Here is a 9,387-nt window from a genome sequence, read left to right on the forward strand (position 1 = left end):
GAGGGGGAGAGGGGGAGATTGGGCAAAATCCTTCTTCTACCCTCGAACCTCAACATCCACCCATTACATACATCAATTACATCCCTTACGTCCGCTACACAATCCGTTGCCGAACTTCCTCGCTCTAAAATCGAAAATCTCAAATATAAAATCTCAAATCCATTGACTGATGTCACGATGTACGCGAAACTTTACATAACACTGACGTATTGATCCCACCTATTAATAAGTTCTGTTAAGTTGTGACTCAAAACCTATCAATTAGTCAAAATTGATATAGTGGCGAGTCAGCCAACTCTCAAGAAGCGACTTCAGGAGGCATCGTACCAAGCTTGCTGGCGTCGGTGTCTGATTTCATCGTTCCTATTCAGTCAGCCCGGATTATGGAAACACTAGAATTTGTGATTTATCCAGATGGCCGCGTACAGGAAACAGTCACCGGCATTGTCGGTGCTTCCTGCGCTGAGGTAACTGCTGCTATAGAAGCCCAGCTTGGCGTGGTGCTTCATCAAGAGTCAACGTCTGAATATTTCGCGCAAGTGCTGCATCAGTCAGCCGAAGCGACGGCCCAGGTGGCTTTTAGCGATTGGTAATCTTTTTTGTTGAGTTCACTTAAATTTTTTTTGGAATCACCATGTCACACTTTAGCCAAATTAAAACCCAGATCCGCAATTTGAATTCTTTGGAAGCTGCTTTAACTGATTTGGGTATCGACTGGAAGTCGGGCCCGACTGAGGTGCGCGGCTATCGCGGCCTCACCAGCACTGCTGAGGTGGTAATCGAGCAAGAAAACGGCTATGACTTAGGTTTTAGCTGGAACGGGACTGAGTATGAATTGGTGGCCGATTTGCAATTTTGGCAGCAAGCTTGGTCTGTAGACCGTTTTCTGAATAAGGTGACTCAGCGCTATGCTTACCATACTGTGGTTAATGAAAGCGCTAAGCAGGGTTTCCAAGTTTCTGAGCAAAAGCAAAATCAAGACGGTTCGATCCGCTTGGTGGTTCAGCGCTGGTGTGCTTAAAAATTTTTCGAGATTTTTGCAATCTTGTCTCATCAAAGTCCGCCTGCGCGGACTTATTTACTATTGTGGGGGTCTAAATGTCTGAGCTTTCTGGACTCGGAATAGATACAGCAAGCGATCGCACTGGTTTGGAGCCGGAGTTGGGCGGATTTTTGCGGGATGCGCCCGATCGCTCTGGTTTGGAACCGGAATTAGGCGGTGTGTTTCGCCAAAAAGGTGTCTATGTTGATGAGATTACCTGTATTGGCTGCAAGCACTGCGCTCATGTTGCTCGCAATACTTTTTATATTGAGCCGGATTACGGGCGATCGCGCGTAGTTCGACAAGACGGGGATTCTGAAGAGTTGATTGCTGAGGCGATGGACACTTGTCCGGTAAATTGCATTCACTGGGTTGACTACACCGAACTCAAGAATCTGGAAGAAGAACGCAAGGATCAGGTGATTCCTGTCGTTGGTTTTCCCGTAGATATGGCTACGGTTCAGGCAGGCATTCGCCAGCGCCAACAAAATAAGGGCGATCGTAAGTCCAAAGGTAGCCATTGAAATCCGCAGGTTTTAACCTCAAGCTCAAAAAAAACAGCCCGCCCGGGCTGTTTGTCGTATATATTGTATAATTAAAATTCATTTGAGAGGATGATGTTCCGCGAGAATTTTCTCAACTCTCGCTTCGTCGATTCTCGCAGTCAATCTTGTTGACTCATTGTTATCGCGAATGGTTTTTGCTAAAGTAAAAGACGAGCCAACCGAAAAAGTTAAACCCATACCCATAAAAGCTTTTTGCCAAGGATCTACCTGTAAATAAATCACACCAACAGTAGTTGCAGAAATGGCAACAATAAAAGAAACCCAGCACTGAAGAATCCAAGCATTAGTATCTTTTTGACGTACAATTTGTTGTGACATAATCTTTAAGCCCCAAATATATCTTTTGGTTGATTAACTTATAGAATAATGAGCGTGAATGAAGCGGTCAGGAGAACAAAGGACAGTTTCTAGAAGTGCACAGGGCGATCGGGCTTTTCACTAAAAACTACAACCCTGTAGATAGGTTTTCATACTCTCTGAGCCTGGAAGGGAGTAGACAGTTTATAAACTGGACTAATCGAGATTAACTTTAAGATAATTTACTCACTGGTTTTAGGGAGGATTCTCAAAAGTTCCTTTTGGTTTTTGCAGGGCTTTACCAAACCAGACTGGTACACCTTAGCAATAAAAGGTGCTTGATTCCCCCGAATAAATCCTTTCATATTTTCTAAGGCATTTACAAAAGCTTGTGCGACTACAACTCCAGAAACATCGCCACCCACAAATGCAAACAGCCGTACATTACCTTGAGCCACAGCCAATAACTCCAAAGGACGACTAGCAATTTTCTTGTCCTTTGTAAGTACAACCCAATTGCTTTCTCCAACTATCCTCAGCCAATCCTCATCCTTCATATTTTTAATAAAATGATCGTCGTGAATTTCTACTGTCGCCCCCGCATTTCGTAATGAATCTGCCAGTTTTGTTCCTAAACATCGATCGATGAAAAATATCTCATTCATGCTACTAGCGGAAGTTCGCAGCGAATACCTTCCTCTATTTGGAGCCGATCGCAATTATAGTCCTCAGCAAGTTCATCGATGGAATCCCCAGCTTTGTAACGTTCTGCCAGCATAGCTGTGGGAATGCCAGTTCCAGCCAAAACAGGGCGGCCAAAGGAGATTGTGGGGTCAATCATCACTGTTTTAGGTTCGTCGGAACCTGGTAGCTTCGTGAAAGGGAAGAGTTTGATAGGTAATCCAGCTTCATCTCGTACAATGCGATCGAAATAAATGTCTAGAATCTGCCTCGCTTCCTGTTCCCTGCCGGAGGCTACAAGCTTCTGTCCGCATCTCTCAAACAAAAGAGCAATTCCCTCGACTTGAAACTCAATTCGAGCGTATAAGTGAGGAGTCGAAAGATGACGGTGGATGTAGTCGAGTTCAGTGCTAAGTTGTTTTCGGGAGAAGCCAGTAGCCTTAACAATAGCAATCAACACATGAGCCTCTACCAAATTGGTAAAAGAAAGTAGTCTAGTTTTGGACTGGGGCAGCAGTTCAAGATTATTGTGTTGAGGTAACTCAATCAACGGCTCAAAGAAGTGCTTGTCCGTTTTTGTTTGCGAGTACCAGCCAACAACCCAATGTCGCAACATATCTCTTCGCAGCCTGAGATATTGTGCTGCTTGAGGGATAGAATATATCGGAATATCCCGCAGTTCAAAGTTGTTAGTATCAAGCATAGCACTTACCTCCAGCCTAAATACTTATATTTTTGCACAAGAAGCGGGCGATCGCAAAAATCTCTCCCGACCATACCCAGATACCCAACTTCTTCAAGAAATCGGGTATCTAAAGCAACCTAATTAGCTCCTAAAAGAGACTACGGATTATACCATTTTTCTTTCATATGTGGTATAGATGAAGTCTTAGCTCCCCCCCGAACTCGCGGGGGGTTGGGGGGAGTAATATCTAGCGCTACTTTATGAAATTGGTATTACTTATTTTTCTGCTGAGTCTTAGCTTGTTCGATCGCAATTTCCCTCACAGCTTGGAAAGAACTCAAATTCGACGAACCCTCAATCGCCTTCACAGCCAAATCTTGAACCTGTTTCAAAGCAGAATCAAGTTGCTGTGACAAACTAGCAAGCCGCGCATCTTGATTTTGAATAGTCTGCAACATCCCTTGAATTTGCAGTTCATAATTTTGCTTTTGTCCTTCAATATCTTTAGCCAACAAATCCGCCTTAACCTTAGCTTGATAATTGCCAATATTGCGACCAATATCTTTCCCATTCTTGATATTAGCTTCCAATTCTTTCGGAAAAGCTTCCACCTTAGCCCTAACATCCGCAGACAAACTTTCCCGTTCCGAAATAGATTTTTCGCGTTCCGCCCACTGTTTCTCCTGTTCCTGGCGAAACTCTTCAATTTCTTGATAAAGCCTTTGCTGGCGCTGTTCGTATTCTTCGATATCCAGATTTCGCTGAAGATTCAGATCGTAATCATACAACTCCTCATCCCGGCTGCGAGCTTTTTGCTGATTATCATTACGTTCTGTAACAGTCAACTTTTGCAATTCCTGCTCTTTTTCCCAAGCCAGCCGCAGTTCCAACAACTCCTGTTCAACAGTTTCGCGTCGTTCGCTGAGTTCGTCAGTAAAAGTTTTCGCACTTTCTTCGTACTGCTGAATTAAATTATCCAGCGTATCTTCCGCAACATCTTCTAAACTGTGCAACTCTTGCAGTTGTTGAACTTCTTCCCCCACAACACGCCGCAATTCTTCCAATTTAGTAGCTTCAGAAGTTAATTTCTCAGACAACTCACTCACAGCGCCGCCAAAGCCAAATTGCAGCAAAATCAAATTGTCGATTGTAGACTGCATTTTTTGTTGAGTTTGAGTTAAAACCATTGATTTTTGTGCCTCCACATTAAGTTTTTCAGGAACTGCTGCTTGCTTTGGGGAAGCATTTAGCTGTTTGATTTGCAATTCTAATGCAGCTTTTTCTTGCGCGGCTTCCTTGTACGCTTCTAAGATTTCAGCCTTGGTGCTTTTGTCGCTAACTTTTTTGTTCATGGCTTTTGATTTGTTAATAGTGGTGAATTAGGTTCGCAGTGAGGACTTTAGTCCTGACTGCGAACCGAGTTTTAAGCTTTGCTAGCAAAAGCTTTCATTGCCAAATCTTGCGCTTGCTTCATCGTAGCTTGTAGTTGCGCGGAAATCTCAGCAATTTGTTCTGTTTGTCGCGCAATAGTCTGCTGTAAAGATTGCACTTTCAACTCATATCCCTGCTTGCTTCCTTCCCATTCCTTGTCCGCTAAATCTGCCTTGACTTTAGCTTCGCGGGAAACTTCTTGAATAGCTTCTTCTTTAGCTTTCATATAAGCCTGTTTGAGTTCTTCTTCAAATCCAGCAGCTTTCCTTTGATTCTCTTCAAACTCCGCTTGATTGTCGCTGAGGGCTTTTTCTCTTTGCGCCCAGTTTTTGTCTTTTTCGCGGGTAGATTCTTGCAATTGCCGTTCTAGTTTGCGCTTCGTTTCTTCGTATTCGTCGGTTTCAATTTTGCGATTGCGCTGCAATTCGTATTGATAATCGGCTGTTTCCTGCTGGCGCTGTTTAGTTGTGAGTGCAGTTTGTTCTTGAAATGCTGCATCAAATTCTTGCTGTTCTTTTTCCCAAATCTTGCGCTTTTGGGTTGTATCTTTTTCCAGGACTTCGCGCTGATTGGCGGCGTTTTGTTCGAGGAGTGTCAGTTTTTCCCGGTGCTCTTGAGTTAAAATGTGGAGAGCATCTGCTACAACTCTAACTTGCTGCAACTCTTGCAATTGTTCGGCTTCAATTTCGATCGCCCGTTTTAATTCATCTAATTTCGCAGATTCCGCCTTCAGTTTTTCCGAAAGTCCGCTGGTGATGCTGCCGAAATCTAATTGCAAGTCTGCCAAGCCTTTAACAATGCTGTCAATTGTGTAGGTAGAAGCAACTTCTAGGAGTTGTTTGCTTTTGGCTTTTTCGGCTGACTGTTCCTTAGTTTCGACTTTAGATTCAATCTTTTTTTTGTCTGCTAAAATCTGGTGAAAATTTTGCAAAATCTTGGTTTTGCTATCTTTGGCTGTTGCTAGTGTCATAAGGTTTGTTGCTCCTGATTCAAATTTTTGCAGGGTTGGCTTGTGAGACGTTTTTAGCTATTCTAAGTTCCGCAGTTGGCTGAGAATAGCTCGGTATTCTTTGGCTGCATTCGGTGGAAAGTCGGGATTATTGCTGTCTAGAGATTTGAGAATTTTTTGACAGCGATCGCACCGATTGCTTTGCCAGCATTCGCACTCCTCAACTATACTTAAAAGCGTGTTTTTTAGCAGTTGATTTTCCGAAAGCAAAGCTCGGTAATTCCGCCGGATAGATTCGGCAACTAAAGTCATGTGCTGGAAGTCTTCGGTAAGACTTTCGATATCGTTGACTGTATCATCCCGAATGCGATCGAGCATCTCGAAATTCTCTCTCAAACGGCTTTCTTGCAGGTTTGGTTTGGTTTTGATTTTAGTGACTTTTTTCATTTTACTCTTCCTTGTCACAGTTACGAAAAAAGCGCGATTTAATCGCGCCTTTTCCACAAAATTAGAACAAGTCAGCAGTTGCTCTATCTTCCGCTGGCGGTAGCGACATACCGCCGTTAGAATTCAAAGCAATAGCATCGGTTTCACCGCTAGTGTGAGCGGCCATCAAGGACGCAACTTGTGCTGCTGGTAGGTTATCTAAACAGATCATAGCCCTGGTTCCTTCTAAGTCAATCATCCGCGATTGATTGCTCGGATCGGACAAAACTGCTGCTGCTTGATCGATAACTGCCCAATCTCCGCGTTCGTTCCAAGACCATTTCAAGCTGTAGTAATTGATCGGTTTGACTACTCCGCTATCATCTGGTTTCTGGCCGGAATGCTTGACAAATTCTGGAACGAAAATCCCGGTTGCAGGCTCTACGCCGCGAGATTGAACTGATGCTACCAAGCGGTTAAAATCGTTCAAGCTGCGGTTTTTTATGTATGTCACCATGACAACTCCTTGCGGCAATTCGCCACTTTCTGCGACGAACCACAGTTGACCCCACAATGTGTGCGAAGTTTGACCGAGGGAACCGAAGAATTTGGAGAATTTGAGGATTGTCATAGAACACTTGGAACCGTAGTCGGTGTCGCCGATCGATTAAACTAAGCAATCCCGTCACCGGAACTACTCGTCTCCAGAACCGTGCGTGAGAGTTTCCCCTCACACGGCTCCTCAGTGAAACAGCCATTGTCATAGGTACTGGTTGCGTGTTGTTTATCATGGCAGTGTCCATGCAGTAATTCCAGATTGGAATACCTATTGTTGCTTCTGTTCTTGTCTTTGTGATGCACTTCTAACACATCGCTTTCCCAGAAGTAATGACCACAATGGGTACATTTGTTCCTTTGTTGTTTTAGCAAGGTTGCTATTACTTTGGGAACTCCTGGTACTCCGCCTAATCTTGAACTCCAATATTTTAGGTTTCCGTCGAATGGGCTTGCTTCGCCTCGGACTTTTACGTGCCTAACGATGGGTGTTTCTTTATGCAGTTTAAGAACTGCATTGATTTTTCCATCCTGTGAGCTAGCGAACTTCATAGCCCCATCAACTTTATGCCAATATTTGCTCTTTGTCCAAGATCTAGATTTATCAGAGTGTCTTCTGTGCGACCATGCTACTAGCTTCCAGAACATCCGGTAATCAAGGGTGTTTAAGGTTTGAGAACTTGCCACGCCTGAATAATAGTTTGCCCAACCTGTGATTATTGGATTCAGATGATGAATCAAGCTATCAGCAGGTGCTGCTTTGTGGGTGTCAATTATTCTGGCAATGTCATCGTAATGTTCTTTTACCTTCTTCTTACTAGGGGTTATAAAAGTTTTGAACCCCAGCTTAGTGCCATACCTGTCGTGAGCTGTCTTGTATTTTCCAGCTTCATATTGTCGAATGTTAAATCCAAGAAAATCAAATCCAGGATTATTTGCATCGACTTTGTTTAGGGTGTGGCATATCCTTGTTTTGGTGTCTTTTAGCTCTAGACCCATTTCTTTCAACCACTCTGATATCAGTTGTTGGCATTTGTAGATAACTTCTAGACTTTCGTGCATTACCACAAAGTCATCGGCGTATCTGATTACATACGCTTGAGGAGTGTATCCAATGTAGGTTTGGGTTTTCTTTCCGTTTTCCCTACCGTATTTATAATGCACCTTTCTTGGAAATGCTTTCGTGATTAAGTTTTCTAAACCATGTAAGGCAATATTTGCCAGTAGTGGCGAGATTACACCTCCTTGGGGTGTGCCTTCATTGGTTGGAAATAATCTTTCTCCGTCCAGCGTTCCTGCTTTGAGCCATGATTGTATCTGGCGTCTAAGGCTAGGAAATGTTCCAATTTTACTGATAAGAGCGTTGTGGTTGATTCGGTCAAAACATTTAGCGATATCAGCATCCAGGACGTATTTGTCCCCTTTGTTGATAACGTTATAGATTTGTCCAATGGCATCATGGCATGACCTTCCCGGTCTGAATCCGTAAGAGTTAGGCTCAAATTTTGCCTCCCATTCCGGTTCAAGCGCTAGTTTTGCTAGTGCTTGTAATGCTCGGTCAAACATTGTAGGTATTCCGAGCGGGCGTTTTTCGTCAGTCCCTGGTTTATCTATATAGACTCGCCTAGTGGGATTGGCTGTGTTTCCCAACTTCAGATTGTCAACTAGGTTTAGACGTTGCTTTGGGGTCAGCGATTTTACGCCATCCACACCAGCCGTCTTTTTGCCACGGTTGTCTTGAGTTACCCTTCTGACTGCTAAGCATTTTGCAGACCAAGATTTCAACAGAGTTTTTTGAAGCTTTCTAACTGCCTTGACATCTCCACGCAATTCAGCTCTGTAGATTCGTTTTTGCAACTTGTAAACCCGACGTTCTAGTAAACGCCAATTGAGTTTATTCCATTCCAACGTAGTCTTGAAACTCGTATTAGACATATTCATTGCTAATTACAACTCCACAATCTGTATCACCGTGAGTCCGTCTGCTTATCCTTGACATTACTCAAGGCTTTTGCTTCTGACTCAATCTCACTCAACCGCGTCCTTGGATTATCTCCGAGATGTTGCGTCTTAGCTGACTACTCTGCCTATTCGACCTTGCAGAGAGACATCGATTGAGTTACTTCGTTCCTAACAACCTTTGGTTGAATCTTTAGGGTGGTGCTCTTCTACCGGAGCAGATAGTACAAACTCAAGTTAATGGTACAACTTAAGTATCTTAATGCTCATGGTCTTTTGACCCCAGTGTGTCAGTCTATTTCACTGGTTAGCTGGTAACGATAGTTACACACCTTTGCTTGCGCTACCCATAGATTCTTGCTAGTCGGGATTGTCTATTAGACTTAGACTTACCGCCGTTTATTCCCGCTTTAATGATTGATGGCTAGTCGCTACATTAGGGAATATGCTTTCATTTCTTGTACCGGAAAGGAGGGGCTTACACCCTCAAGGTTGTTAAGTTGTCAAGATTCAAAACTGAATCTTGCCTCTCGTCCCTAAAATGTTTAAAACATTTTATTTAGAGAGAACGAATCGCACCCCACTGGCCACTTTGGCAATTATTGCGGACGGCGATCGGGATTTCTGGTACTAGCAAAGCATTGCTCGGTTTGGCACCAAATACTGAAAATGTAGGTCTTTCTTTTGTAGTAGTCATTGTTGTTTTTCCTTAGTTCTTTATTGATTTACAGACAATTGGGAATTGGTAATTGGGAATTGGTAATTGGCTAATTCTCCCCATCTCCCCATCTCCCCA

At 43.4% G+C, this 9,387-nt stretch carries 11 protein-coding genes and 1 pseudogene; 3 read left to right on the forward strand and 9 right to left on the reverse strand.

Annotated features, from left to right (window positions below; translation table 11 throughout):
* Nucleotides 1–383 precede the first annotated feature (383 nt).
* The 3 genes from IQ263_RS26920 to IQ263_RS26930 all read left to right on the forward strand — a co-directional run bounded on the left by IQ263_RS26920 (nucleotide 384) and on the right by IQ263_RS26930 (nucleotide 1,566).
* Nucleotides 384–593 carry a DUF2997 domain-containing protein gene (locus IQ263_RS26920; protein WP_194071124.1) on the forward strand — a complete coding sequence of 70 codons (210 nt, stop codon included), beginning with the start codon at nucleotides 384–386 and terminating at the stop codon, nucleotides 591–593.
* Nucleotides 594–634: 41 nt separating this feature from the next.
* Nucleotides 635–1,021: a DUF1257 domain-containing protein gene (locus tag IQ263_RS26925; protein ID WP_193974477.1), complete on the forward strand. Its 387-nt coding sequence runs from the start codon at nucleotides 635–637 to the stop codon at nucleotides 1,019–1,021.
* A gap of 77 nt (nucleotides 1,022–1,098) precedes the next feature.
* Nucleotides 1,099–1,566 (forward strand): ferredoxin, encoded by a 468-nt coding sequence (locus IQ263_RS26930; protein WP_194071125.1) that lies wholly within the window; start codon nucleotides 1,099–1,101, stop codon nucleotides 1,564–1,566.
* 78 nt (nucleotides 1,567–1,644) lie between these two features.
* Here IQ263_RS26930 and IQ263_RS26935 read toward each other — a convergent pair whose 3' ends face one another.
* The 9 genes and pseudogenes from IQ263_RS26935 to IQ263_RS26975 all read right to left on the reverse strand — a co-directional run bounded on the left by IQ263_RS26935 (nucleotide 1,645) and on the right by IQ263_RS26975 (nucleotide 9,288).
* Nucleotides 1,645–1,926, reverse strand: a complete 282-nt coding sequence (locus IQ263_RS26935; RefSeq protein WP_194062788.1) for a YiaA/YiaB family inner membrane protein — start codon at nucleotides 1,924–1,926, stop codon at nucleotides 1,645–1,647.
* A gap of 221 nt (nucleotides 1,927–2,147) precedes the next feature.
* A complete protein-coding gene (locus IQ263_RS26940) occupies nucleotides 2,148–2,570 on the reverse strand; it encodes a PIN-like domain-containing protein (protein WP_194071126.1) in 423 nt (140 codons plus the stop codon).
* The gene (locus tag IQ263_RS26945) at nucleotides 2,567–3,289 is read right to left on the reverse strand and encodes a DUF433 domain-containing protein (protein ID WP_194071127.1); all 723 of its coding nucleotides are present in this window, start codon (nucleotides 3,287–3,289) and stop codon (nucleotides 2,567–2,569) included. The genes IQ263_RS26940 and IQ263_RS26945 overlap by 4 nt, the downstream gene beginning before the upstream one ends.
* 254 nt (nucleotides 3,290–3,543) lie before the next feature.
* The gene (locus IQ263_RS26950) at nucleotides 3,544–4,623 is read right to left on the reverse strand and encodes a coiled-coil domain-containing protein (protein WP_194071128.1); all 1,080 of its coding nucleotides are present in this window, start codon (nucleotides 4,621–4,623) and stop codon (nucleotides 3,544–3,546) included.
* Nucleotides 4,624–4,694: 71 nt separating this feature from the next.
* A complete protein-coding gene (locus tag IQ263_RS26955; protein ID WP_194071129.1) occupies nucleotides 4,695–5,672 on the reverse strand; it encodes a coiled-coil domain-containing protein in 978 nt (325 codons plus the stop codon).
* Between the two features lie 57 nt (nucleotides 5,673–5,729).
* Entirely contained in the window at nucleotides 5,730–6,098 is a 369-nt protein-coding gene (locus IQ263_RS26960; protein WP_194071130.1) for a hypothetical protein, read from the reverse strand.
* Nucleotides 6,099–6,159: 61 nt separating this feature from the next.
* A pseudogene (locus IQ263_RS26965) lies at nucleotides 6,160–6,744 on the reverse strand (hypothetical protein); the annotation flags it as partial.
* A 5-nt stretch (nucleotides 6,745–6,749) separates the two neighbouring features.
* Nucleotides 6,750–8,567, reverse strand: coding sequence for a group II intron reverse transcriptase/maturase (gene ltrA / locus IQ263_RS26970; protein WP_194071131.1), 1,818 nt, complete (start codon nucleotides 8,565–8,567; stop codon nucleotides 6,750–6,752).
* Between the two features lie 583 nt (nucleotides 8,568–9,150).
* On the reverse strand, nucleotides 9,151–9,288 hold the full coding sequence (locus IQ263_RS26975) for a hypothetical protein (RefSeq protein WP_194071132.1): 138 nt from the start codon (nucleotides 9,286–9,288) through the stop codon (nucleotides 9,151–9,153).
* Nucleotides 9,289–9,387: the final 99 nt, after the last annotated feature.

Source organism: Tychonema sp. LEGE 06208 (assembly GCF_015207505.1).
Lineage (GTDB): Bacteria > Cyanobacteriota > Cyanobacteriia > Cyanobacteriales > Microcoleaceae > Microcoleus.